Below are 24,412 nucleotides of genomic sequence, written 5' to 3'. Positions count from 1 at the left end.
TCCACAACCCAGCGGAACCACGCGCTCACTACCGGTACCTGTAGACGGCATGAGCAGCGCACCGAGGGCCACCTCCGCCACCGCCGACGGCACCGCCTGGCTCGCCTCGGCGGGAACGCACCCGCGCAGCACGCTCATCCTCTGGCAGGAGCACCCGGACGCCCCGGTCGTCCTGCCCTGCGGCACCGTCTTCGACGTGGTGAGCGCCCCGGCGGTCTTCGGGCGGCGGATGCTGGACCGGCTGCGGGAAGAGGGACCCGGCTCCGGCCCGGTCGCGCTGTTCCGGGGCCGCATGCTGCTGTTCGCCGCCCCGGGCACGGCCCAGCGGCTGCCCTCGCTGCTGAGCTGGGAGCAGTGGGGAGGGGCGCACGGGCGCCGTACGGAGGCCGTTCCGCCGCTGCTGTGCCACGGCACCGGCGACGCGGTGACCGTGCCGGCACTCACCGGAGCCGACGCCTGCGGCACCTCCCGCTGGCTGGCCGCTCCGGACACCCGGCACCCCTGGCTGCCGGGCCCGGAGGTCGTCCATTGGGCGGCGGTACGGGCGGCCCGCGCAGCAGTGCGGATATCGATTTTTCCTCCTGCCGACCAGGGTGCTAATGTCTACGACGTCAGCAGGCGCCGCTAGCTCAGTTGGTTAGAGCAGCTGACTCTTAATCAGCGGGTCCGGGGTTCGAGTCCCTGGCGGCGCACGACAATGGGAAGCCCCTCGCATAAGCGAGGGGCTTTTCGCATGCCCCTGACCAGCCAGTCGGCCGGCCAGGGGCAGACCGCATGGTCATGACTCTTCTGGAGTGATCTTCACCGTCCACGCCCCGGACGGGGTCCGCCCCTCCACCTCCACCCGTACGCCGTCCTCGGGAACGGTGAAGGTCTCCCCGAGGGAGACCGGGGCGTCGGCCAGGGGTGCGTAGACCGAGCTCTCCCAGCACGCCTCGGTGTGCGGGTGGGCGTCCACCACCTCGATCGGGCCGCCGCCCGAGGCCGCGCCGCCGTGCACCCGGTACACCAGGACACCCTCCCGGCAGGCCGCCCGGTCGTTGCCGGCGCTGCCGCGGGCCTCGAAGGCGAGGGCACTGTCGGGGCCGGTGCGCACGATGGCCAGCTTGACGCCGTGGCCGAGGCCGAAGGCGGGGGCGCCTGCCGTGCCCTGCACCGGGACGCCGGGGCCGGCGGCCAGCGGTTCGAGCGTCAGCAGGGTCGAACCCCTACTCCGTACGCACACCACCTGGCGCGGTTCCAGCCAGCCCAGTTTCCACTTGTGCCAGGCGAACAGGTCCGGGGACGCACCGAACTGGCTGCCCATCAGGTCCCAGTCGCCGACGTAGGTGTCCCAGTCGCCCTTGCCCTCGTCCGGGCGGTGGTAGAGATCGGGCAGATCGAAGACATGGCCGGTCTCATGGGCCAGGACCAGCCGGTCCGGCGGATGCCTCTCGAACACGGTGACGACCCGGCGGACGTCGGTGCCGTCCACGTGCACGGGGGTGTCGAGATTGACGACCTTCGTGGCGTCCGAGTCCACGCCGGGCGCGTCCGGGTCGGCGACGAAGTACACGATGCCGTAGCGCGAGAAGTCGACCTCCCTGTCGGCCACGGCGAACGCGTCGCGCAGGTAGGCGGCCCGGTCGGCGGTGCTCCAGTCCCGCTTTATGGCGTACGACGCGGACGACCGTGGCATGCGCAGCCAGTGTCCGAGCGGGTGCGGGCGGACGGTGAACCTGCCGTAGGAGGCCTGTTCGTAGAAGCGGCTGGTGGCCGGGAAGTGGTCGGCCGTCAGCTGTGCGGGGGTGGTGCGCGGTGTCGCGTCCGGGAAGGACAGGAAGACCAGCACGGCGTCGAGGGGCCTGACCGGGCGGGTGTAGTCGGTGTTCCAGGTGTCCACGCCCTCCGAGTGGTGCGCGTCGGTGCGGTGCAGGGCGCACGATGCCGGCGAGAAGGGCTCCACGACCGACGGGCCGGTGAAGATCGAGGTCGCGGCGAGCGCCGACATCGTGGTGCACACGGCGGCGGTGCTGCGCAGCTTGGGCACGGCGGGGACCTCCGGAGGGTTCACGGGACACCGCCCCCAGCCTGTAGGTGTTTCAGGCGCTATGCCCTGTTTGTCTGCACCGGAAGGGTGAGAGCGCCCCCGACGCACTCGAACGCGCCCCCACGGGTGACACCCCGGATCACTCACGGAACGTCACAATGGGTAGGTGGCTTGAAGAACCCGTCCAGGCACGGGCAGAAACGATCTGTCAGAACGGCCGGGCGGTCCGCGACACTGGAGAGCGACTGGAAGGGCCCGGGGCCAGCCTCTATGATCGGCACACTTTCCGGCACGGACAGAGATCGAGTGCACTGCGGGAGCGAGCGGTGAGCGGAACGTCCGAAGGGCCGACGCCCACGGCAGACCTCGACCGGTCAGCCGTCACAGACAGTGATCACACCATCTATCACCGTGTCTTCGCGGCAGCCCCGCTCGCCATGGCCGTCGTGGACCGCGAGGGACTCGTCGGCAGCGCCAACGCGGCCTTCGGCGAGCTGCTCGGCACCGAACCCGAAGCGCTCACCGGGCGGATCGCCGCCGACCTGGTGGACCTCTCCTCGGACGCCCGCACCTGGCACGCCTACCGTGAGGTGCTGAGCGGCCGGCAGGCCCGGCTGCGCTGCACACGCCGGATGAAGCGTCCCACGGGCCACTCGGTCTGGGTGCAGGTCACCGTCGTCCCGCTGAGCGACAGCGGGCCGGGCGTGCTGCTGTCGGTGGCCGATATCAGCGCCCGCCGCGAACTCCAGGCACGGCTGCGGCACTTGCAGATGCACGACCCGGTGACCCGGCTGCCCAACCGGACCCTGTTCTTCGAGCGCCTGACGGCGGCCCTGGAGCCGGAATCGTACGAGATGGGCGGCACCGGCCGGATCGGCCTGTGCTATCTGGACCTCGACGGCTTCAAGGCCGTCAACGACACCCTCGGCCACCGGGTCGGGGACCGGCTGCTCGCCGCCGTCGCCGAACGCCTGACCCGGGTCGCCGAGGAGGCCGGGTACGCCCGCGCCGGCGCACCCCTGGTGGCCCGGCTCGGCGGCGACGAGTTCGCGCTGCTCGTCGAGGACTCCACCGGGACCGAACAGCTCGCCGACCTCGCCGAGTCGGCGCTCAGAGCCCTGGAGTGCCCGTTCGACCTGGCCGGTCAGCGGCTGTCGCTGACGGCGTCCATCGGCGTCGTGGAGCGGCAGGCGGCCGGGACCACCGCCACCGGTCTGATGCAGGCGGCGGACACGACGCTGTACTGGGCGAAGGCCGACGGCAAGGCCCGCTGGACGCTGTTCGACCCGGAGCGCAACGCGCACCGGATGACCCGTCAGGCCCTGTCCTCCACCCTGCGCCCCGCCATCGAACGCGGCGAGTTCGCGCTCGAGTACCAGCCGCTGGTCGGCCTGGAGGACGGACGGCTGAGCGGGGTGGAGGCGTTGGTCCGCTGGCACCACCCGCAGTTCGGCACGCTGACGCCGAATCGGTTCATCACACTGGCCGAGGAGGACGGCTCGATCGTCCAGCTCGGCCGCTGGGTGCTGGCCACCGCCTGCCGCCAGACCCGCCGCTGGCAGCTCGAACACCCCGCCGGACCGCCCATCTTCGTCAGCGTGAACGTGGCCGTGCGCCAGGTGTGGGACTCCGACCTCGTCGCGGACGTGGCCGAGACCCTCGCCGAGACAGGACTCGCCCCGCATCTGCTCCAGCTGGAGCTGACCGAGTCCGCGGTGATGGGCTCGGCGGGCCGCCCCCTGCAGGCGCTGCAGGCGCTCAGCGACATGGGGGTGCGCATCGCCATCGACGACTTCGGCACCGGCTACTCGAACCTGGCCTACCTGAGCCGGCTGCCGGTCTCGGCGCTGAAGCTGGACGGCTCCTTCGTCCGCGGCTTCCAGTACGAGGGCGACAAGACCCCGGCGATCACCCCCAACCCGGCCGACGAGGTCGTCGTGGAGGCGATGATCCAGCTGGCGCACCGCCTCGGTCTCACGGTCACCGCGGAGTGCGTGGAGACCTCCGCACAGGCGACCCGGCTGCGCCGCATCGGCTGCGACACCGGACAGGGCTGGCTGTACTCCCGTCCGGTGCCGCCGGACCGCATCTCCGAGCTGCTCGGAGAGCGGGCCTACGCGGCGGGCAAGCCGTAGGCGTCGGCGACCAGTTCGTAGGAGCGCAGGCGCAGCGCGCCCCGGTGGGCGTGCGAGGTGAGCATCAACTCGTCGGCGCCGGTGCGCTTGTGGAGGTCGTCCAGGCCGGAGCGGACCTCGTCGGCGGTGCCGTGCACGACGTTCCCGGCCCAGGAGGCGGCGAACTCCTCCTCCATGGGGCTGAACTCGTACCTCGCGGCCTCCTCCGGGTCCGGGAAGAGACCGGGACGCCCGGTCCTGAGCCGGACCATGCTGAGCGCCATCGCCCGCACCTGCCGCCGGGCCTCCCGCTCGTCGTCCGTGGCGAGGGCGGAGACGCCGATCAGGGCGTAGGGCTCGTCGAGCACCGCGGAGGGGCGGAAGGTCTGCCGGTACAGGTCGAGGGCCGGAATGGTGTTCTGCGCGGAGAAATGGTGCGCGAAGGCGAACGGCAGGCCGAGCAGGCCGGCCAGGCGGGCGCTGAAGCCGGAGGAGCCGAGCAGCCAGACCGGCGGCCGGTGCGGGGACTGGACGCCGCCGGGGACGCTGCCCTGCACCGGCCCGGGGATGGCGTGAATGCGCCGGTACGGGTGCCCGTCCGGGAAGTCGTCGTCCAGGAAGCGGGTGAGCTCGGCGAGCTGCTCGGGGAAGTCGTCGGCGCCCTCGTTCAGGGTGTCGGTGCGGCGCAGGGCGGCGGCCGTGGCCCCGTCCGTGCCCGGCGCCCGGCCGAGACCCAGGTCGATCCGCCCCGGCGCCATCGCCTCCAGCGTGCCGAACTGCTCGGCGATCACCAGGGGGGCGTGGTTGGGCAGCATGACGCCGCCCGAGCCGAGCCGGATGCGGTCGGTGTGGGCGGCGAGGTGGGCGAGGATCACGGCCGGCGAGGAGGAGGCGACCCCGGGCATGGAGTGGTGCTCGGCGACCCAGTACCGGTGGAAGCCGCGGGCCTCCGCGAGGCGGGACAGCGCGACGCTGGTACGCAGCGCGTCGGCGGCGGTACCGCCCGCGCCGACGGTCACCAGGTCCAGTACGGAGAGGGGGACGGGGGCGCTCCCGCGCGTCACACCCCGGATCTCGTCTGCCGGCACGGTGTGGGCCTCCTGTTCTCGGCGTGGCTGTCCTGCCGGGGACTAACAGGGGACGCTCTCCGCTTATTCCGGCCTCTACAGGTGGACGATCGGTTCCCTCGTGAACAGCGCCCCCAGCACAGGCGCGTTCACCCGGCGGTCAGCCAGCCGCAGCCCCTCCCACACCGACACCTGGTTCCCCGTGAGCACCGGCTTGGACAGCGCCTTCTCCAGCAGCCCCAGGTGCGCGGCCGTGTGCAACGCGGTGTCCGGCAGCAGCACGGCCTCCGCGCCGGAGGCCGCCGCGTCCGCCGCCCGCGCCAGCGTCAGCACCTCCTCCTCGCCCCAGGTCCCCACCTCCGCCGCCGCGACGACCCCGTACGAGCGGACCCCGGTCACCTCCAGCCCGCCGGCCCGCAGGAACTCCACGAACAGCGCGGCCACGTCCTCCGGGTAGGTCGCGCCGACCGCCACCCGCCGTACCCCGATCTCCCGGGCCGCGTTCACGAAGGCGAAGGACGTCGACGACGCCGGCATCCCGGCCACCCTGGCCAGCCCCCGCACCTGCTCCTGGGCCCCCTCCCAGCCGTGGACGAAGCTGCCGCTGGTGCACGCCCACACCACCGTCTCCGCGCCGGTCAGCCGCAGGGCCTCCATGCCCTGGGCGAGCCGTTCGGCAGAACCCGTCTCGCGCAGCGCGTCCACCCGCTGCACGTCCTCACCGACGTCGGTGTGGACCAGGTCCACCCGGATGTCGCTGCCGAGGAGCTGCTCGATGCGCGGATAGTCGTCCTCGGCGGAGTGGCCCGGATAGAGGATTCCGAGTGCGGTCATGTCAGCCCTGGCCCTTCCCACTGTCCCTGCTGTTGTGCTGTTCCTGCGTTCGGGTACCCAGCCGGCGCAGCGCCGCCCACATCGGTCACCTGGTCGGCCGACACGGCCCGGATGCGCCCCTCGCCCCTCCTGGCGCGGGACGACGTTCGGTTCACCGCCTCGCCCAGGGCGCTCTCCCGCGGGGTCGAGGGCGAAGCGGAGGGCACCACGACACCCGCACGGCGCTGGAGGCGAGGGCCTCCGATGAAGGCGACGTCCATGGCAGGCACCCGTCTCACGCAGGGACGCGAGGGGCAACGCCGCACGGCGGCGCCTTTGTTGACGACGGTGGGTTCGGGTGCGAGCGTGGTCAATCCGCGCATGTCAGACGTTGCCTGCGACCGTTCGGAGCCGCCACGGATGCCGCCGACCCCACCGGACCGCCCCACCCTCCTCGTGCTCGACGCCGATCCGCCGCCCCGGCTCGGCCGGCTCACCGGGCGGGCCCGGATCGTGCACACGGACGCGGCCCGTCTCGCCGAGCGGCTGCCCGCGGCGGACGTCCTGCTGGTCTGGGACTTCACCTCGCACGCGGTGCGCGAGGCATGGCCGGGCGAGGGGCCGCGCCCGCGCTGGGTGCACACCGCGAGCGCGGGCGTGGACCATCTGATGTGCCCGGAGCTGGCCGCGTCCGACACCGTGGTGACCAACGCCCGCGGGATCTTCGACCAGCCGATCGCCGAGTACGTGGCCGCGCTGGTGCTGGCCGCCGCCAAGGATCTGCCGCGCACCCTGGAGTACCAGCGCGAGCGGGTCTGGCGGCACCGCGAGACCCGGCGGGTGGCGGGCACGCGCGCCTGTGTGGTGGGCTCGGGCCCGATCGGCCGGGCGATCGTCCGCGTGCTGAAGGCCCTGGGCGTGACGACGGCACTGGTCGGACGGGTCCCGCGCACCGGCATCCACGGCCCGGCCGACCTGGACCGGCTGGTCTCCCGCGCGGACTGGGTGATCGCGGCGGCTCCGCTCACCGAGCAGACGTACGGCATGTTCGACGCCCACCGCTTCGGCGTGATGCAGCCCTCGGCGTTCTTCGTGAACGTCGGCCGGGGTGCCCTGGTCGACGAGGACGCCCTCGCCCGGGCGCTGAACCGTCGCTGGATCGCGGGCGCCGCCCTGGACGTGTTCGCCACCGAGCCCCTCCCCGAGGACAGCCCGCTGTGGGGGCTGCCGGGACTGATCGTCTCCCCGCACATGAGCGGCGACACGGTCGGCTGGCGCGACGAGCTGGGCGCGCAGTTCGTGGCGCTGTACGAGCGGTGGGCGGCGGGCAGAACACTGCTGAACGTGGTCGACAAGAAGCGCGGATACGTCCCCGGTCACTGATCTCGGGCGCACGCGGACATTCCCCAGCGCGGTCCCGTGATCACGGACTGCGAACGCCACGAGTGCCGAGGCCCAACCCTCGGGGCATGCCCTTGGCATATGCCAGCGGAGCTGAGCCGCAGTTGGGAGCGGGCAGCGGCAGGGCGCAATCTCGCCAATGCCCTCTCCCCTGGGAGGCGTTGCCCGCTATCGTGGTAGGGATCCGCCGACCGGATGCGAGGGGGACCGTCGTGAGGATCGAGCCGACCGCCCCGTACCACTCGGCCCAGGACGCCCTGCGCGTGCTGGAGACGGTGGCCCGCCACGCCGACGGGGTCACCGAGACCGAGCTGGCCCACCGGACCGGCCTGGAACCCGGGCGGCTGACCGCGGTGCTGCGCATGCTGCGCCGCGAGGGCTACGTCGAGCAGATCGCCGACGGGGCGTACGTCACCGGAGACACCCTGCGCCGCCTCACCTCGGCACACGACCGCCGGCAGGCCCTGCGCGACAAGCTCCAGCACACCCTGGACCGGCTGCGCGACTCGGTCGGCGCGGCCGTCTACATCAGCCGGTACGTGGACGGTGAGGTGCGGGTCACCCAGTACGCCGCCGGGCCCACCACCCCGGCGGTCAACGAATGGGTCGACTTCCGCTGCTGCGCGCACGCCACCGCGCTGGGCAAGAGCCTGCTGGGCCAGCTGGACCACAACGGCCGCCGCGACCACCTGTCCCGGCACAAGATGGCCCGGCTCACCTCGCACACCATCACCAGCGACAAGCTGCTGCTGTCCCGCCTGGAGTCCCAGCCGCCGACGGTGCCCGTCCTCGACCTCCAGGAGTACGCGATCGGCACGGTCTGCGCGGCCGTACCGATCACGGCGGGCGCGTCGGCCGGCTGCCTGGCGCTGTCCCTCCCGGTGGAGCACGTGCACCGGCTGAAACACGCCGCGGACACCCTCAACCGCAGCGCGGCACCGGTGCTCCTGTCGCTGACGATCTAGCCGCACCAGAAGGTGGTCACGAGCACCCTCCCGGACCAGGTAGTATTTTCTTCGTCGCCAGCCGCGGAAACGAAAAACCGCGGAGGGCGGGAGTCATGCGCCGCTAGCTCAGTTGGTTAGAGCAGCTGACTCTTAATCAGCGGGTCCGGGGTTCGAGTCCCTGGCGGCGCACAACGGAGGATGGCGAGCCATGTCCGCGGAAACGCGGATCTGGCTCGCCATCTCTGTTATGGCGCGGCTGCGCCGCGCGCGGTGCGGGCGGCGAGGGCCCTTCGGCGTCTTCGCCGGTCACCGGCCGGGAGGCGGACTCCCCCGGTGGGCACCGCCCCCAGGCCGGCCGGGCACCGGAAGCCCTCCTGTCGCAGCAGGGCCCGGCGGATCCTGCTCGTGGCCGTCACCGGCAGGTGGGACGCGGAGTGCCGCGCGGGCTACGGCATCATGCTGTCCGCCGCCGTGAACATCGTGTGCGTCACGGCGATGAAGGCGACGCAGACGGCGCCGGCCAGGCCGATGACAGCCAGCCCGAAGCCCGTGCCGAAGGCGAGCCTGCCGCGCGAGGGGGCAAGCGCGGTGGCCAGCTCGGGGCACTCCGGCAGATAGCGCACGGTGACGTGGTCGCCCTCCACGACGGTGGAGCGGCCGTTCTCCTCGTCGAAGCGGACCGTGCGGCCCTCGCGGGTCCTGAACTCGTAGACGTGGTGCAAGGTGGTGTGCACGGAGGTGTCCCCGCCGCCCCCGCTCGTCGTCGTGTATGACCGCAGGCAACGGCCCTCGGCGGTCAGGCCGTGCGTCCAGGTCCGGCTGATCCGGCGGGCGCGCTGGATCAGCCGGTACGCGGCGAAGGCGAGGAAGCCGGTCATGACGACCGGCACGATGTCGATGAGCAGTTCCATGAGTTCCCCCGAGTCGGTACGCCGGGCCGTTTCGACCGGCGTGGCGGGAACGTATCCCGGCGGCCGGCCAGGTGGCCTCAAGCGAAGCTCAGAACCGCGGGAGCGTGGCCCACTCGTAGAGGACGATGACCGCGGCCGCCGCGAGGACCACCAGCCAGACCACGGTGCTCGCCATGTCCTTGCCGGGCTGCGGTGCGGCGGCGGTGGCCCTGTCCGGCTCGTTCGGGGCGTAGTAGACGAGGGCGAGATCGCCCTCGCCCCGGTCGCGCGGACCGCCGCTCTCCTTGAAGCGGACGGCGCGGCCGTCCGCGGTGGTGTAGTCGTACTCGTGCCACTGCACCCGCCGGGCCACGTTGTTGACCATCTGGGTGGTGGCCCAGGCCCGGACCACGCGGGCCTGGGCGGTCAGTCCGCTCTCCCAGGCCGCTCGCCGCTGCCGCGTGCGGCGCACCAGGCCCACGGCGGCCACGACGATGATGACCAGCATCAGCAGCATGGTGATGTCGAACCAGGCGCCCATGGTGCACGTACCCCCCGTACGTCGGTGTCAGGACTCACGTGCGCCGGACGATCGGGCGGAAGCAGCCGTACCGGCGCACGCGGACCCTATCCGAGCCGGTGCCGGAAGGCGACGGCCGGGATCAGAAGGTGACGTCGGAGCAGGCGTAGAACGCGTTGCCCGTGTCGGCGACCGTCCACACCGCCAGGATGACGTGGTGACCGCTCAGGCCGGTCGGCAGTGTGCCGCTGTGGCTGAGCGTCTGTGGCGGGCGCTGGCCGTTGTACGGCACCGTCAGGAACGGGGTGAGGTCGAGGTCCGAGCGAGACAGGGCGTGGTCCTGGTCCCAGCCCTGCTCGGTGACGTAGTACGTGAAGTCGGTCGTGGCGTGCATGGCGGTGAACTGCCAGCGGAACGTGTACGACTGACCGCCGGTCACCTTGGTGGTGGGCCAGGGCGCGCCGGAGGGGGTGGTGGGCGAGCTGAGCTGGGAGAACCTGCTCACGCCGCCGTTGCATATCTGGCCGTCGGCGGGTCCGGCGGCCGGGAAGCCCTTGGGGCCCTCGACGCTCTGCGGCTCCCACTGGATGTCGCCGCAGTCGGTCACGGTGCCGTTCTGGCAGAGCTTCTGCCTGCTGACGGGAAGGTCAGTGTAGCCGTGCCCGCTGGCGCCGCCGGTGGAGAGCGCGAAGGCTCCGGCGGTCACCACACCCAACACGGCTGCGGACAACTTGGTCTTTGTGCGCATGCTGCCGCTCCTGGAGAACGTGGGGAGTTCAGTGAGCTGTGCAGAGAGTAGGTCTAGACCAAGTGTCAGACTATGGGCGCGAGTTGAGCATGTCCATACCAATCACGCAGGCGAGGGCCACCCGCGCCGCCCGACGGACCGCGAGGCGGCGCGGAGGTGGCCCGCCCCTGCGCGGGCCACGGCTTCCCGACAGCGGTCAGCCGATGGAGAACCGCTGACTGAACAGCCCGGTGCACGTGTTCTGGATGATGCGCGCGCCGTCGGCGGGGCTCTCTCCGGCCACGTCGAGGCACTTGCCCGCGGAGGTCAGGAACAGCACCTCGCCATCACCGAGGGGCTGGACGATGAAGCGCTGGTTGGCCTGGCCGTTGCACGCGTACTGGATGACGCCCGCCCCGTCCTCGTGGCTCCCGGACCTGACGTCCAGGCACTTGTCGGCGAAGGTCTCGATCTGCACCTCTCCGTCGCCGATGCTCTGGAAGGTGAACCGCTGGTTGGAACGGCCGTTGCACCGGTACTGGATGATGGGTGTGTCGTTGGACGGACTGGCACCGTCGACGTCCAGACACTTGCCGGCGAAGGTCTGGACGGCGACGTTGCCTGCTCGCGATGCGGCTGCCGCCGGCACAGCGGCCATCGCGACAAGCGCACCCGCGGTGGCGACGACCGCCGCGACCGTGCGCCGCCTGGTCTGACGGGAAGAACGCATGTGACTCCCTCTCCCGAGCGCGGATACCTTCCGCGCCTGAAAGATAGCTCTGCGTAATCGTCACAGGCGGCAGGGCGCGGATCATTCACGAGAACGGAGGCACGAGCGCGCGGCAGCGACGGGCCCCGGTCCGCGTCCGCGTCACCCCGTCTCCCCGCGCCCCGAGCAGAACGCCACCGTCAGGTCCCGCACCAGCACCTTGCGCTCGTGGTCGTCCAGTTCGACCAGACCACGCATGGTCAGCCGGGTCACCGTGTCCTCCACGGAGTCCACCACCGAGCTGAGCGTGCTGGCCCGCTGCTGGGCGTCCAGCGCGGCGATCCGGCGCCGGTGCATCGCCGCCGCGACCTCCGGCGCGTACTCCACCTGGACCGGCTGCACCGAGAACACCTCCAGGCCCACCGGCGCGGTCTCCGCCGCCACCAGCCGGGTCAGCGCCTCGCCGGCCGCCTCCGCACCGCCGCGCGCCCCGCCCGGCGGCTCCACCGGCACCCGGGCCAGCGCCGCCTCCACACACTCGCGCAGAAACATCTCGTGGTCCTCGATACCGAGCACCGCCCGCGCGGTGTCCCGCACCCGCCACACCACCAGGACGACCACCCGCAGCGCCACCCCGTTGCCGTCCGCCGTCGGCATCACCCCACTGCGCCAGTGCCGCAGCCGCACATCGACCCGGCGGCGCAGCAGCAGCGGATTCACCCAGAGCAGCCCGGTGCGCCGGACCGTCCCCCGGTAGCGGCCGAACAGGTTGAGCACCCAGGCCCGCCCCGTCACTCCCCGGGCCAGCCCGCCGAAGCCGAGAACGCCGAGCGCCCCGGTCCCAGCGTACGCCGCCCACTGCACCGGGCCGAGCCCCGTACCCGTGTGCGCCGGCAGGCGCAGCGCCTCCACCGCGAACGGCGGCAGCAGCCCCGCCCACCACGAGGTGGCCAGGCAGCCGGTCAGGCCGCACACCCCGGCGGCCATCCCGGCCGCCCCCGGCAGCACCCGCGCCGGGCGCTCGGCCAGTTCCGGGTCCACCTGCGGCAGCACCCGGCCGCGCGCCGCCTGCGGGCGCCGCAGCCGCGGCTGCTCGCCGGTGCCCCGACGGCGGCCCACCACGGCGGGCTCCAGCGGCACCGGCTGGGGGTCGTCGCGGAAGAGCAGGTGCACCGGGATCTCGGTGGTCGACTCGTTCCGGATCAGCCGGGCCGGACGGGTGGCGGCGCCCGCCCCGCCCTCCGGACGTCCCCCGGACTCGGGTGTGGGTGGCGTGGTCGTACTCATGCGTGCCTCCAGCCTCCGCGCCGGATGCGTCACGGACGGGAGAGTCGGGGAGCCGGAAACCGGCGGGCGGATCAGGCGAACAGGCGCCGCCAGGTCTCCGGGCCCGGGTAGCCGTCCGCGGCGCCGCCCCGCCAGCCCTGGCTGCGCTGGAAGGCCTCCACGGCACGCCGGTCGGCCTCGCTCCAGCGGGGGCCCGGCCGGGTGTCGTAGAACCTGCCGAATCCTTTCTGCACCAGCCGCTTCCCCAGCTGGGTGACATACGGGTTCTCCGCACCCGGCCGGAACCGGTTCCGGCCCGGATAACCGGGCACACCGTGCGAGGCGGGGGGCCTCGGCGGCCCGGCCGCGCCGGACGCGATGTCCCTGCCCTTCCCGGTGGCGAGCAGGATCCAGGTGCGCGGGCCGGGCAGCCCGTCGGCGCTCGCGCCGCTCCAGCCCTGGGCCAGCTGGAAGGCCTGGGTGGCCCGCCGGTCCGCCTCGCCCCAGCGCGAACCCGGGCCCTTGCGGTAGTAGGAGCCGCCGCCCCGGGCCACCAGCATCTGCCCGAGCAGGGTGACGTACGTGTTGTCCGCTCCCGGGCCGAAGTGCCCGGCCCCCGGGAAGGGCGCCGGGTCCGTCCTCTGCCCGGCCGGCTGCGCGCCGGCGGCGGCGGGGATCACACCCTTGTACCGGTAGGGGACGTACGTGTCGGCGTGGCTCCAGTACGGGTACGGGGTGGCCTGGCGGCGGGTGCGCGGGGGTGTCTGCTCGTAGGCCGTGTAGGAGGTGTGCGTGTGGTCCGTCCAGCCGCCGAAGACCACCACGTGGGAGCCGTGCCGGGGGTCGTCCGGGTTGTGACGGAGGAGGATGTCGCCGGGCCGGAGATCCCCCTTGGCGATCCGGTCCCCGAATTGCCCGAGCGTGCCCGTCCATTCGTTGCCCGGCAGTCCCCACGCCATGGAGACGAAGCCCGAGCAGTCCTGCCGGTAGCCGTCGGACCAGTAGGCGTCCGCGCTGTACGGCACCCGCGCGGCCACCCAGACCTTGGCCCGCTTGATGATGTCGGCCCTGGTGGTGGCCGGGAACCGGACAGTGGCGGGCTTCGCCGGGCGGCCCGCCGGGCCGTGCAGCGGGGCCTTGGTCCCCTGCGGGGTGCCGGGCTCGCCGTCGTCCGGGGGGACGCCGGGACGGTGCGGCGCGGGCGGAGGGTGCGGGGCGGTGAGGGCGGCGGCCGGGGCAGCCACGCCGAGGGCGGCGGACGCGACGGCGGCCACGGCCAGCACCCCGCGGGCCGCCGGGTGATGCCCGCCGAAACGGCCGGTCAGGAGGCGGGGGCCGATCCGCCGCCACCGGACACAGCCGGGGCAGTCGCAGTCGCTCGCGGGGTCGACCTCCTCGAACACCGGAGCGGCCATGCGATCTGCCTCACATTCGGGGTGATTCTGTCCACGAGTGTGCACGTTGATCAGTTTCCCAACTGTCTTCCGGGCGCGCATGTTGACCGTCCGAACGATGGACGGCACCCCCCGGCGACGCCCGCGCCACCCACAGGTGGTCAGGAGCACCCCTCGAGGTCGGGTAGAGTTCTCTTGTCAGCAGGCGCCGCTAGCTCAGTTGGTTAGAGCAGCTGACTCTTAATCAGCGGGTCCGGGGTTCGAGTCCCTGGCGGCGCACCGACCGGAAGGCCCCTCGCACACGCGGGGGGCCTTCCGCATGTCCGAAAGAACCCTCTCCCGGAAAGAACCCTCTGCCGGACGGCCGGGGTCCCCGTGCCGGACGGCCGGTAACCTCTCGCCATGGCGGCCCGGGACCTTCAGGAGCGGATCAAGAAGCTGATCGTCGATCGGCGGCTGCCCTCGGGTGCCCCGCTGCCGACCGAGCCGGAGCTGATGGAGTTCCTCGGGGCGAGCCGGAACTCGGTGCGCGAGGCGCTGAAGGCGCTCCAGGCGATGGGGATCGTGGAGATCCGGCACGGCTTCGGCACGTACGTGGGCTCGATGTCGTTCGCGCCGATGATCGAGGGGCTGGCCTTCCGGACCGTCGCCGGCCACTACCGCGGCGAGGACTCCCTGCTGCAGTTGCTGGAGCTGCGCGAGGCCGTCGAGACCGGGCTGGTGTCACGGCTGGCCGGGCGGCTGCCGGAGGACGACCTCGACGAGCTGGAGGCTCTGGTCGGCCGCATGGAGCGGCAGGCCGCCGAGGGCGCGGACCTGGCCGAGACCGACCGCGCCTTCCACGCCGCCCTCTACCGGGGTCTGGACAACGTCCTGCTGAGCGAGGTGCTGGAGGCGTTCTGGGACGCGTTCCACCGGGTCCAGCGGGACCTCGTCGACATGCCGCAGGACCCGCGGATCACCTGCCGGCAGCACCGGGAGATCCTGGACGCGGTCCGCTCCGGCGACTCCCTGCGGGCGGAGACGGCCATAAGGGACCACTTCGGCCATGTCCGCGCCCGGCTCGGGGCGGTCAGGGGCCGGTGCCGGTGAGGTACGCCGAGACCACCACGTTCGCGGTGTAGCTGTGGCGGGCGCGGTCGAAGGCGCCGCCGCAGGTGATCAGGCGGAGTTCGGCGCGGCCCTGCTTGCGGGGGCCGTAGGCGCGCTGGGCGTCGAAGCGGTCGCGGGCCAGGACGCTGACGTCGTCGATGGTGAACGCGGCGACCTTGCCGTCCGCGCGGAACACCCGGACCGTCTCGCCGGGCTTGAGGGTGCTGAGCTTGTAGAAGACGGCGGGCCGGGTCTGGGTGTCGACGTGCCCGACCAGCAGCGCGGTGCCCGGCGCGCCGGGCTGGGTGCCGCCGCGGTACCAGCCGACGACGCCCGGCTGGTCGAAGGGCGGCGGGTCGACGCCCCCGAGGGCGTCGAGGCCGCGGGCGACCACCGGGGCCTGTAGACCCAGCTCGGGGATGTCGACGCGCTGCGGCACCGCTCCCGCCAGCGGCTTGGCGGCGGGCGGGAGCGTGTCGGGCCCGTCCGGGCGGCCCACCGCGGCGATGTCACCGGTGGTGGGGCTGCCCGGGCCCGGCCGTACGTCGGTGAGGCCGCGGCCCCACAGCCACAGCCCGAGCAGCAGTACCGCCCAGGCCAGGCCGGTGATCATGCGCCCGGTGCCGGAGGAGCGGGCGGCGTCGTCGGACATGGCGCCCGTCCTCAGCGCGGGCCCCGGCTGCGGCGGGCGCGCAGCCCGACGGCGACCGCTGCGATCCCGGCGAGCACCAGGCCGGTCACCGTCTGCACGGTGCCGGGCCCCGCGGCGCGGGCGTCCCGGTTGTCCGCGGAGGCGGAGGCCGCGGTGCCGCCACCGCCCGCGTCGACCGGGGCGACGGGCGTGGCGGGCCCGCCGGACTGGTCGGAGCGGCCGAAGGGGTCGGCCTGATCGGGTCGGCCCGGCTGATCGGACCGGCCCGGCTGATCGGGTCGGCCCGGCTGGTCGGACCGGCCGAAGGGGTCGGCCTGATCGGGTCGGCCCGGCTGATCGGACCGGCCCGCGTACCCGGAGCTGTCCCAGGTGGTCTCACGGTGGTCGGCGTGGTCCGAGTGACCGGAGGGCCCGGGGTCCCTGTCCACCACGGTGATCCTGCGGGTGACCGTGTAGTCGACGCAGTCGACCTTCACGTCGTAGGACCCGGGCCTGATCGAGGAGCGGACGCGGGTCTCCCCGGACAGGGTGCCCTGTCTGCCGCTCAGCCGCGCGTCGGAGACGAACGCGCCCGAGACGGCGGTGCCCTGTGGCCCCGTGCAGCCGCGCACCCGAAGGGACACGTCGGAGCCGGGGAACGGGGACTTCGGGGTCACGGAGAGTCCGTGGCCGTCGTCGTCGGCGGCGTACGCCGCCGGGGAGAGGACGGTGGCGGCCAGGAGTCCTGTGCAGAAAGTGAGGCGTAGTGAGCCCATCGTGAACCTCCAGACAGTGGGAGGTTCCCCCGGACGGCGCGCCTCCGCATCCCAAGGAGGCGCGCAATTGCTCCGTACGGGTGGGAAAGGGTTTGAAAGACCTGCTCAGACCAGCTCGACCAGATCCGCGATGGAGTCCACGATCTTCGAGGGGCGGAAGGGGTACAGGTCGACCTCGTCGGGCTGGGTGACGCCACTGAGCACCAGGAAGGTCCGCATGCCGGCCTCCAGGCCCGCGAGTACGTCGGTGTCCATACGGTCGCCGATCATCGCGGAGGTCTCCGAGTGGGCGCCGATCGCGTTGAGCCCGGCGCGCATCATCAGCGGGTTGGGCTTGCCGACGAAGTACGGCTTCTTGCCGGTCGCGGCGGTGATCAGGGCGGCGACGGAACCGGTGGCCGGCAGGGCGCCCTCGGTCGAGGGGCCGACGTTGTCGGGGTTGGTGGCGATGAACCGGGCGCCGCCGTTGATCAGACGCACGGCCTTCGTCATGGCCTCGAAGGAGTAGGTGCGGGTCTCGCCGAGGATCACGAAGTCGGGGTCCTGGTCGGTGAGTATGTAGCCGATGTCGTGCAGGGCGGTGGTCAGACCCGCCTCGCCGATGACGTACGCGGTTCCGCCGGGCCGCTGGTCGTTCATGAACTGGGCGGTGGCGAGGGCCGAGGTCCAGATGTTCTCCACCGGCACCTCCAGGCCCATCCGCCGCAGCCGGGCGTGCAGGTCACGGGCGGTGTACATGGAGTTGTTGGTGAGCACCAGGAACGGCCGCCCCGACTCGCGCAGCTTCTTGAGGAAGGCGTCGGCGCCCGGGATCGGAACCCCCTCGTGGATCAAAACGCCGTCCATGTCGGTGAGCCACGACTCGATGGGCTTGCGCTCTGCCATGTCTTTGCGTCTCCTGCGTACGTACGGTCGAGAAAGCTGGGGGCGCCGGAACCACGGCGTACCGACGCGCCCAGCCTAGTCAGACCTGGGTGATCCGTACCCCCGTCGATCACCCCTTGATACCGGTTGCCGCCGGCCGTACCCGCAATGCCGGCCGTACCCGCAATGCCGGCCGTATCCGCGGCGCCGGCCGTATCCGCGGCGCCGGCCGTATCCGCGGCGATGGTGCCTCAGCGGCGTCGCCGGGTGAACAGGAACGCGCCGCCACCCGCGGCGAGCAGGGCGGTGCCGGCCGCGAGCAGCCAGTGCGCCCGCTGGAGCCCGGTGCTCGCCAGCTCCCGTGCCCGTTCCTCGGCCTCCTCGGCGAAGGGTGGAGTGGCATCGGGGCCGACAGTTCCGTCTGGGGACCTGGGTTCACCGGAGGCGTCGCCACCGCCCCCGTCCTGGCCGCCCCCGTCCTGGCCGCCCTGGTCCTGCTGGTCCTGCTGGTCCTGTTGGTTCTGCCGGCCCGGTTGGGTCTCCTGGTTCTGCTTCTGCTGGCTCTGCTGGTCCTGGTTCTGCTGGCCCTGCTGGTTCTTCCGACCTTGCTGGCTCTGCTGGTCCGGTTGACCCTGCTGGTTCTGCTGGTCCCGCTGGCTCTGCTGGTCCGCTTGACCCTGCTGGTTCTTCCGACCTTGCTGGCTCTGCTGGTCCGGTCGACCCTGCTGGTTCTGCTGGTCCGCTTGACCCTGTTGGTTCTGCTGGTCCTGCCGGCCCTGCTGGTCGGTCTGCCGCGGCCCGACGTCGAACCGGTAGTCGTTGGACTCCCCGACCCAGTCCCCGTCCTGGCCCCGGCGCTGTACGACGGCGGCGTTGGCGGTCACCTTGTCCGCCACGGCGTCCGCGGTGAGGGCGAGCCTGACCTTGACGCTGATGGTCTTGCCGGGCGGCACGATGAACCCGCGGAACCCGTCCCCGCCGAGCACCCCGACCAGTTCCTGCTCGTCCGTGCCGGCGAACGTCACCGGCCGGGGACGGGAGCCGTCGTAGAAGTCCAGCCGGGGCTGCCCCGGCCGCAGGACCCGTCTGGCGTCGGTGAGGACGACGACCGGGTGGATGTCGGTGCAGGTCCGGTCGGTGGTGTTGGTGAGGTCGATGTACCAGGTGCCGTAGCCGCCGCCCGCCGTATAGGAGTCGGGCCCGCCGCGGATCCGTGTGGCCAGCGGAAAGGCGTGGTCACCGGCATGGGCGCAGGAGGGGGCCGCGGCGCCCGCGCGAGCGGCGGCCCGTGCCGGGACGGACACGAGGACGGCGGCTGTGACGAGGCACAGGGAGCACAGGCACAGAGGTGTGGACAGTCGCATGAACACATAACCATGCCGGGAGGGCGCCGGGGCCCGGGGCCGCCACTCCGGCGGGCTGGGAGAAGTCCGCCCGATCAGCGGACCCGCCCGGCGCCTACCGGCCGCCCCGGAGTCCGGCGATGCGGGCATGGACCTCCGCGGCACCGGGGTGGTCCGGGTCCTCGAGGATCGCCGGGGCCGTACGCCCTTGCCTCCTCACCCCCTGTGCTCAGCCACCGGCCCGCCCGAACAGCGGCGCCAGGAGCAACTGCGCGGCCCCCTCGGCGACCACCCGCTCCCCCCTCGGCACCACCCTCACCGGCACCGCCTCTCCCAGGGCCCCCTCCCTGCGTGCCCGCGCGGCAAGCACCTCTGCCACCCCCGAGACGAACACCTCCGGCGCCGCCCCCACCGTCCGCCCCCCGAGCAACACCGCATCGATGTCCAGCAGCCCCGCAAGATTCCCGGCCGCCACTCCCAGCACCCGGGCCGCCTCACCCATGTCCCCGCGTCGTACGGCCTCCAGGCACAGCACCTCCACACACCCCTGGTCCCCGCACTCGCACAGGGGACCGTCCAGCTGGATCACCTGGTGGCCGAACTCTCCCGCCCCGGTCCGCGCCCCCCGGTGCACGCTGCCGCCGATGACGAGCCCGGCCCCCAGCCCCGTACCGAGGTGCAGGTACGCGAACGACCCGCCCCCGGCCCCCTCGCCCGCCACGGACAGCCCGAGCGCCGCCGCGTTCGTGTCCTTGTCGACCACGACCGGCACCCCCAACCGCTCCGCCAGCGCGTCCCGCATCGGGAACCCCTCCCAGTCCGGGAACCCGGTCACCCGGTGCAGCACACCGCGGGTGTGATCGAGCGGGCCCGGCAGGGCCACCCCGACTCCGAGCAGTGACCCGGCCTTCCCGGGCCCCGGGCCACCGCCCGGCGCCACGCCCGCGAGCCCGGGGCCGTCCTCCGACGCCACGCCCGCGAGCCCGGGGCCGCCCTCCGGCGCGACGCCTGCGAGCACGTCCCCCACCAGCCCGGCCACCTCCGTCACGACAACCCCCAGCACGGCCTCCGCCCCGGCCCCCAGGTCCACCGCCCGGCGCCGCTCGTCCACCACGGTCCCGTCGAGATCCACCAGCACGGCCCGCAGCTCGTCCCGGTCCAGATGGGTCCCCACCGCATGCCCCGCCTCCGGTACGAGCCGCAGTACGGTGCGCGGCTTGCCCCCGGTGGACGCCCGGCGCCCGGCCTCCGCCGCGAAACCCTCCTCCCGCAGCCGCGCGGTGATCTTGCTGACGGCCTGCGGGGTCAGCCCGGTCCGATCGGCCAGCTCCAGCCGGCTGATGCCCTCCGCTCCGGCCGACCGCAGCAGGTCCAGCACCAGCGCGGTGTTGTGACTGCGCACCGCGAGCAGATTCGCCCCCACGGGCTTCGCCCCCACCGGCTTCGCGCCCACGGGCCCGCCGCCGCCCTTCGTCCTGTTCACTCCGCTCACGCCGCTCACCCCACCCATTCTCCGCCCCGCTTGCACTTTGGCAACAGCGTTGCCAAAGTGGGAGCCATGACTGCTACTCCCCCGGTCCCTCCCCTCCGCGTCGGGCTGATCGGCTACGGCCTCGCAGGCTCGGTGTTCCACGCCCCGCTGATCGCCGCCACCGAGGGCCTCGCCCTGGACACGGTGGTCACCTCGAACCCCGGGCGGCAGGAACAGGCCGGCGCGGAGTTCCCGGACGTCCGCCTCACCGGCACCCCCGACGAGCTGTTCGACCGTGCCGACGAGCTGGACCTGATCGTCATCGCCTCCCCGAACAGGACACACGTACCGCTCGCCACCGCCGCCCTCAAGGCGGGTCTGCCGGTGGTCGTGGACAAGCCGGTGGCGGGTACGGCGGCCGAGGCGCGGGAACTGGCCGCCCTCGCCGACGAGCGCGGCCTGCTCCTGTCGGTCTTCCAGAACCGCCGTTGGGACAACGACTTCCTGACCCTGCGCAAGCTGCTGGCGGACGGCGCCCTGGGCGACGTCCGGCGCTTCGAGTCCCGCTTCGAGCGCTGGCGCCCCCAGCCCAAGGGCGGCTGGCGCGAGTCCGGCGACCCGGCGGAGGTCGGAGGCCTGCTCTACGACCTCGGCAGCCACCTCGTCGACCAGGCCCTGGTCCTGTTCGGCCCGGCCACCGAGGTCTACGCCGAGACCGACCTGCGCCGTCCCGGCGCCGAGACGGACGACGACACCTTCATCGCGCTCACCCACGCCGGCGGCGTCCGCTCCCACCTCTACGTCTCCGCGACGGCTCCCCAACTCGGCCCGCGTTTCCGGGTGCTGGGCTCACGGGCGGGCTACGTGAAGTACGGCCTGGACCCACAGGAAGCGGCGCTGCGGGAAGGACTGCGGCCGGGCCCGGCCTGGGGCGCCGAGCCCGAGACCCTGTGGGGCCGGCTGGGCGCCGGCGAGTCCCCGCTGACCGGCGGCGGCACCCCCGTACCGACCGTGCCGGGCGACTACCCCGCCTACTACACAGCCGTGGCGAAGGCCCTCACCGGCGCCGGCCCCAACCCGGTGACCGCGCTGGAGGCCGCCTCGGCCCTCGACGTACTGGAGGCGGCCCGCCGGTCCGCCCGCGACAAGGTGACGGTGACCCTCTGATGCACCACCCGCAGATCACTCCCCGGACCGCCCCCGAACTCACCCCCAGAATCGAAGAACTGGAGTCCCAGGAACGCCGCCTGGTCTTCCGCCGGTTCACCTGTGACGACGCGTGGGCCCTCGGCTCGCTGTTGGTGGACATGGCCCGGGAGCGCCAGGCCCCGCTCGCCGTCGACATCCACCGCGCCGGCCAGCAGCTCTTCCACGCGGCCCTGCCCGGCTCGACCCCCGACAACGACGCGTGGATCGACCGCAAACGCCGGGTAACGGAACGCTACGGCGCCTCCTCCTACCTGGTCGGCGCCCGCTTCCGCGCCAAGGGCACCACGTTCGAGGACTCCTCCCGCCTCGACCCCGACGTGTACGCGGCCCACGGCGGCTCGTTCCCGATCAACGTCGAGAACGTCGGCGTCATCGGAGCGGTGACGGTGTCGGGCCTCCCCCAGCTCCAGGACCACCGCTTCGTGGTGGAGGCACTGGAACAGTTCCTCGGCGATCAGCTCGGCTGACCCAACTGGGTGCCGAGATCCAGCAATTCGGGATTACCGTGGGGCTCCCTCCGGTTGGGGACGGATGTGCCCGACGATCACGGCACGAACGCCCACCCGGAGGGAAGAACCTGATGACCGAGCCCCTGGACACGGACAGCGCGCGCACCGTCAAGGACGTCGAGGACCTCAAGGACCGGCTCGGCCGGTACGGCGTGTGGAGCGTGGGGCTCCGCTCGGAGGCCCCGGACCGGCGCGGTGCCATCGCCGAGGCCGCCGCGGAACTGGAAGAACTCGGCTACGGGGCCGCCTGGCTGGGCAGCAGCCCCGCCCCCTGGCATGCCGCCCCGCTCCTGGAGGCCACGTCCCGGCTCGCCGTCGGCACGAGCATCCAGAGCATCTGGCAGCACGAGGCCGACGCGAGCGCGGCTGCGTACGCCGAGCTGGAGTCGGCCCACCCCGGCCGCTTCGTCCTCGGCCTCGGTGTGAGCCACGCCAAGCTCGCGGACCAGTACCGCCGCCCGTACTCCGCGCTGGTCGCCTACCTGGACGCGCTGGACGCGGCCGGTGTCCCGGCCGGGCGCCGGGTCCTCGCGGCCCTCGGCCCGAAGAACCTGGAGCTGTCGCGGGACCGGGCGGCAGGCACGATCCCCTATCTCGTCACCCCGGAGCACACGGCCGAGGCCCGCAAGATCCTGGGCGAAGGACCGCTGCTGGCACCGGAGTTCGCCGTCGTGGCGGAGACCGACCCGTCGCGCGCCCGCGCCCTGGCCCGCGAGCACTTCGCGATCTACCTCCAGCTCCCCAACTACACCAACAGCTTCCAGCGGCTCGGCTTCACCGAGGCCGACCTGGCCGACGGTGGCAGCGACCGCCTGATCGACACGATGTACGCCTGGGGCGAGGAGGACCGCATCCGGGACCGGATCACCGAGTTCCACGAGGCGGGCGCGGACCACGTGGCGATCCAGGTGGTGCACGGCGGCCCGCGTGAGCACCTGCCGCGGCAGACGTGGCGCAGGCTGGCGGAGGCCTTGGCCTAGGCGCTCTTCAACTCCTGCCGCTGACGTCCGAGCCCGTCGATCTCCAGCTCGACGACATCGCCGGCCTTCAGGTACGGCTTCGGCTCGGGCTGCCCCATCGCCACCCCCGCCGGCGTCCCCGTGTTGATGACGTCGCCGGGGTACAGCGTCATGAACCGGCTGACGTACCGCACGACGTCCGCCACCGGGAAGATCTGCTCCGCCGTGCTGCCGTCCTGCTTCAGCTCGCCGTTGACCCACAGCTTCATCGGCAGCTTCTGCGGGTCGGCCACCTCGTCCTTGGTGACCAGCCACGGCCCCAGCGGGTTGAACGTCTCGCAGTTCTTCCCTTTGTCCCAGGTCCCGCCCCGCTCGATCTGGAACTCCCGCTCGGACACGTCGTGCGCGAGGGCGTACCCCGCGATGTGCGCGAGTGCCTCCTCGGCCGACTCCAGGTAGCGGGCCGTACGCCCGATGACGACGGCCAGCTCGACCTCCCAGTCGGTCTTGGCGGACCCGCGCGGCACCAGCACGGTGTCGTTCGGCCCGACGACCGTGTCCGGTGCCTTGAGGAAGACGACCGGTTCGGCGGGCGGCTCCGCCCCGATCTCGCGGGCGTGGTCGTGGTAGTTGAGCCCGATGCACACGATCTTGCCGATCCGCCCGAGCGGCGGCCCGATGCGCAGCCCGGTGGCGTCCAGCGCGGGCAGCCGGCCGGACTCGGCCGCCGCGCGGATCCGGGCGAGCGTGACGTCGTCGGCGAGCAGCGTGCCGTCGATGTCGTCCACGACGCCCGACAGGTCGCGCAGGATTCCCTCGGCATCGAGCAGCGCGGGCCGCTCCGCGCCCGCCGTACCGACTCGCAGCAGCTTCATGGTCACCATCTCCCTCGATCGCGGGCGCCCGACCGATGGGTGCGGCCATCGCAGGACTGGACGATCCTCCAGTCCTGCTGTCCACTCCGCAAGACCGTGTTCATGTACTGGACCGTAACCACGCCCGGTCGAGGCGCGATTCGACAGGCGAGGCGCTCCGCGCGCTGGGTGCTACGCGGGCTGGGCGGACGCGGTCTCCAGCGGTTCCGGCGGCTCCGGCAGCTCCGGCAGCTCCGGCAGCTCCGGCGGCTCCAGCGGCTCCAGCGGCTCCAGCAGCCGCTTGGGCCTCAGCAGCGCACGGCTGACCGGATCCGCCGGCGCGGGATCGAGCCCCGGCCCCGGCACCATGACCACGTCCCGGACGGGTACGACGGTTCCGCAGGCGGGACACTCGCCGTACGCCCCGATCTCGGTGCCGCAGTCGGCGTGCCGGAAGGACCGCAGCGGGGCACCCCCCAACTGCTCGCGCCCCCACAGGCCGAGGGCGCGCAGCGCGGGCCACAGCGCGACACCGCGCTCGGTGACGACGTACTCGTCGCGGGGCGGCGCCTGTTGGTAGCGGCGCTTGTGGAGGATCCCCGTCTCGGTGAGGGTGCGCAGGCGGGCCGAGAGCACGGCGCGCGGGATGCCGAGGTGAACGAGGAAGTCGTTGTAGCGCCGGACGCCGTAGATCGCGTCGCGCACGACGAGGAGCGTCCAGCGCTCACCGACCACCTCCAGCGCGCGGGCGATCGAGCACTCCTGCGTCACGTAGTCCTTGCCCAGTGCCATGCGGTCCACTGTAGCCATTTTCCGGTCGTTGGTTC

Annotated in this window: 23 protein-coding genes, 3 tRNA genes and 1 pseudogene; 11 read left to right on the top strand and 16 right to left on the bottom strand. The window is 72.7% G+C overall.

Features of this window, described 5'->3' with window-relative positions; genetic code table 11:
• Positions 1-46 precede the first annotated feature (46 nt).
• Both K7G59_RS08780 and K7G59_RS08775 read left to right on the top strand, forming a co-directional pair.
• Positions 47-628: pseudogene (locus tag K7G59_RS08780) on the top strand (bifunctional DNA primase/polymerase); the annotation flags it as partial.
• A tRNA-Lys gene (locus K7G59_RS08775) sits at positions 619-692 on the top strand. The pseudogene K7G59_RS08780 and the gene K7G59_RS08775, both read left to right, overlap by 10 nt.
• Positions 693-778: 86 nt before the next feature.
• Here K7G59_RS08775 and K7G59_RS08770 read toward each other — a convergent pair.
• Positions 779-1,990, bottom strand: a complete 1,212-nt coding sequence (locus tag K7G59_RS08770; RefSeq protein ID WP_225832262.1) for a M6 family metalloprotease domain-containing protein — start codon at positions 1,988-1,990, stop codon at positions 779-781.
• A 365-nt stretch (positions 1,991-2,355) separates the two neighbouring features.
• Here K7G59_RS08770 and K7G59_RS08765 point away from each other — a divergent pair, with 365 nt between their 5' ends.
• Positions 2,356-4,164 carry an EAL domain-containing protein gene (locus K7G59_RS08765; RefSeq protein ID WP_225831893.1) on the top strand — a complete coding sequence of 603 codons (1,809 nt, stop codon included), beginning with the start codon at positions 2,356-2,358 and terminating at the stop codon, positions 4,162-4,164.
• Here the strand turns inward: K7G59_RS08765 and K7G59_RS08760 are convergent.
• Positions 4,143-5,231, bottom strand: a complete 1,089-nt coding sequence (locus K7G59_RS08760; protein WP_225831890.1) for an LLM class flavin-dependent oxidoreductase — start codon at positions 5,229-5,231, stop codon at positions 4,143-4,145. The two genes, K7G59_RS08765 and K7G59_RS08760, sit on opposite strands and share 22 nt — an antisense overlap.
• Before the next feature lie 75 nt (positions 5,232-5,306).
• A complete protein-coding gene (locus K7G59_RS08755) occupies positions 5,307-6,044 on the bottom strand; it encodes a decarboxylase (protein ID WP_225831887.1) in 738 nt (245 codons plus the stop codon).
• A gap of 399 nt (positions 6,045-6,443) precedes the next feature.
• On the opposite strand from K7G59_RS08755, the gene K7G59_RS08750 reads away from it, so the two are divergent.
• From K7G59_RS08750 to K7G59_RS08740, 3 genes are all read left to right on the top strand, one after another.
• The gene (locus K7G59_RS08750) at positions 6,444-7,406 is read left to right on the top strand and encodes a D-2-hydroxyacid dehydrogenase (RefSeq protein WP_225832260.1); all 963 of its coding nucleotides are present in this window, start codon (positions 6,444-6,446) and stop codon (positions 7,404-7,406) included.
• 230 nt (positions 7,407-7,636) lie between these two features.
• A complete protein-coding gene (locus tag K7G59_RS08745) occupies positions 7,637-8,389 on the top strand; it encodes an IclR family transcriptional regulator (RefSeq protein ID WP_225831885.1) in 753 nt (250 codons plus the stop codon).
• A gap of 97 nt (positions 8,390-8,486) precedes the next feature.
• Positions 8,487-8,560, top strand: a tRNA-Lys gene (locus K7G59_RS08740).
• A 257-nt stretch (positions 8,561-8,817) separates the two neighbouring features.
• Here K7G59_RS08740 and K7G59_RS08735 read toward each other — a convergent pair.
• The 6 genes from K7G59_RS08735 to K7G59_RS08710 form a co-directional block, all read right to left on the bottom strand.
• Positions 8,818-9,282: a DUF3592 domain-containing protein gene (locus K7G59_RS08735; RefSeq protein WP_225831882.1), complete on the bottom strand. Its 465-nt coding sequence runs from the start codon at positions 9,280-9,282 to the stop codon at positions 8,818-8,820.
• A gap of 88 nt (positions 9,283-9,370) precedes the next feature.
• Complete coding sequence (locus tag K7G59_RS08730) at positions 9,371-9,802, bottom strand: DUF3592 domain-containing protein (RefSeq protein WP_225831879.1); 432 nt, start codon at positions 9,800-9,802, stop codon at positions 9,371-9,373.
• Positions 9,803-9,923: 121 nt separating this feature from the next.
• A complete protein-coding gene (locus tag K7G59_RS08725) occupies positions 9,924-10,529 on the bottom strand; it encodes a lytic polysaccharide monooxygenase (RefSeq protein WP_225831876.1) in 606 nt (201 codons plus the stop codon).
• 196 nt (positions 10,530-10,725) lie between these two features.
• Complete coding sequence (locus K7G59_RS08720; RefSeq protein WP_225831874.1) at positions 10,726-11,238, bottom strand: RICIN domain-containing protein; 513 nt, start codon at positions 11,236-11,238, stop codon at positions 10,726-10,728.
• A gap of 141 nt (positions 11,239-11,379) precedes the next feature.
• Positions 11,380-12,504 (bottom strand): SPFH domain-containing protein, encoded by a 1,125-nt coding sequence (locus tag K7G59_RS08715; protein ID WP_225831872.1) that lies wholly within the window; start codon positions 12,502-12,504, stop codon positions 11,380-11,382.
• Positions 12,505-12,575: 71 nt separating this feature from the next.
• A complete protein-coding gene (locus tag K7G59_RS08710) occupies positions 12,576-13,898 on the bottom strand; it encodes a peptidoglycan-binding protein (protein ID WP_225831868.1) in 1,323 nt (440 codons plus the stop codon).
• A gap of 184 nt (positions 13,899-14,082) precedes the next feature.
• Between K7G59_RS08710 and K7G59_RS08705 the strand changes: the two genes are divergently transcribed.
• Positions 14,083-14,156 (top strand) — tRNA-Lys (locus K7G59_RS08705).
• Between the two features lie 123 nt (positions 14,157-14,279).
• Complete coding sequence (locus K7G59_RS08700; protein WP_225831865.1) at positions 14,280-14,969, top strand: FadR/GntR family transcriptional regulator; 690 nt, start codon at positions 14,280-14,282, stop codon at positions 14,967-14,969.
• Here the strand turns inward: K7G59_RS08700 and K7G59_RS08695 are convergent.
• The 5 genes from K7G59_RS08695 to K7G59_RS08675 all read right to left on the bottom strand — a co-directional run bounded on the left by K7G59_RS08695 (position 14,950) and on the right by K7G59_RS08675 (position 20,093).
• On the bottom strand, positions 14,950-15,621 hold the full coding sequence (locus K7G59_RS08695) for a class F sortase (protein ID WP_225831863.1): 672 nt from the start codon (positions 15,619-15,621) through the stop codon (positions 14,950-14,952). The two genes, K7G59_RS08700 and K7G59_RS08695, sit on opposite strands and share 20 nt — an antisense overlap.
• A gap of 11 nt (positions 15,622-15,632) precedes the next feature.
• Complete coding sequence (locus K7G59_RS08690) at positions 15,633-16,376, bottom strand: hypothetical protein (protein ID WP_225831861.1); 744 nt, start codon at positions 16,374-16,376, stop codon at positions 15,633-15,635.
• 105 nt (positions 16,377-16,481) lie between these two features.
• Positions 16,482-17,261 carry an HAD-IIA family hydrolase gene (locus K7G59_RS08685; RefSeq protein ID WP_225831859.1) on the bottom strand — a complete coding sequence of 260 codons (780 nt, stop codon included), beginning with the start codon at positions 17,259-17,261 and terminating at the stop codon, positions 16,482-16,484.
• Between the two features lie 230 nt (positions 17,262-17,491).
• On the bottom strand, positions 17,492-18,604 hold the full coding sequence (locus tag K7G59_RS34960; protein WP_308295005.1) for an LPXTG cell wall anchor domain-containing protein: 1,113 nt from the start codon (positions 18,602-18,604) through the stop codon (positions 17,492-17,494).
• Positions 18,605-18,812: 208 nt separating this feature from the next.
• Complete coding sequence (locus K7G59_RS08675; RefSeq protein ID WP_374114201.1) at positions 18,813-20,093, bottom strand: ROK family protein; 1,281 nt, start codon at positions 20,091-20,093, stop codon at positions 18,813-18,815.
• 48 nt (positions 20,094-20,141) lie between these two features.
• Here K7G59_RS08675 and K7G59_RS08670 point away from each other — a divergent pair, with 48 nt between their 5' ends.
• The 3 genes from K7G59_RS08670 to K7G59_RS08660 all read left to right on the top strand — a co-directional run bounded on the left by K7G59_RS08670 (position 20,142) and on the right by K7G59_RS08660 (position 22,752).
• The gene (locus K7G59_RS08670; protein WP_225831857.1) at positions 20,142-21,221 is read left to right on the top strand and encodes a Gfo/Idh/MocA family oxidoreductase; all 1,080 of its coding nucleotides are present in this window, start codon (positions 20,142-20,144) and stop codon (positions 21,219-21,221) included.
• The gene (locus tag K7G59_RS08665) at positions 21,221-21,730 is read left to right on the top strand and encodes a heme-degrading domain-containing protein (protein WP_225831855.1); all 510 of its coding nucleotides are present in this window, start codon (positions 21,221-21,223) and stop codon (positions 21,728-21,730) included. Before K7G59_RS08670 ends, K7G59_RS08665 begins: the two co-directional genes overlap by 1 nt.
• A gap of 113 nt (positions 21,731-21,843) precedes the next feature.
• A complete protein-coding gene (locus tag K7G59_RS08660) occupies positions 21,844-22,752 on the top strand; it encodes an LLM class F420-dependent oxidoreductase (RefSeq protein ID WP_225831852.1) in 909 nt (302 codons plus the stop codon).
• On the opposite strand, the gene K7G59_RS08655 is transcribed toward K7G59_RS08660, so the two are convergent.
• Both K7G59_RS08655 and K7G59_RS08650 read right to left on the bottom strand, forming a co-directional pair.
• On the bottom strand, positions 22,749-23,606 hold the full coding sequence (locus K7G59_RS08655) for a fumarylacetoacetate hydrolase family protein (RefSeq protein WP_225831850.1): 858 nt from the start codon (positions 23,604-23,606) through the stop codon (positions 22,749-22,751). The genes K7G59_RS08660 and K7G59_RS08655 overlap by 4 nt on opposite strands.
• A 171-nt stretch (positions 23,607-23,777) precedes the next feature.
• On the bottom strand, positions 23,778-24,386 hold the full coding sequence (locus K7G59_RS08650; protein WP_225832256.1) for a helix-turn-helix domain-containing protein: 609 nt from the start codon (positions 24,384-24,386) through the stop codon (positions 23,778-23,780).
• Between the last annotated feature and the right edge of the window lie 26 nt (positions 24,387-24,412).

It is taken from the genome of Streptomyces sp. NK08204, from assembly GCF_020400585.1.
Lineage (GTDB): Bacteria > Actinomycetota > Actinomycetes > Streptomycetales > Streptomycetaceae > Streptomyces.
The sequence above is the reverse complement of the archived record's forward strand: the minus strand, read 5'-3'. Positions and strand labels throughout refer to the sequence as shown.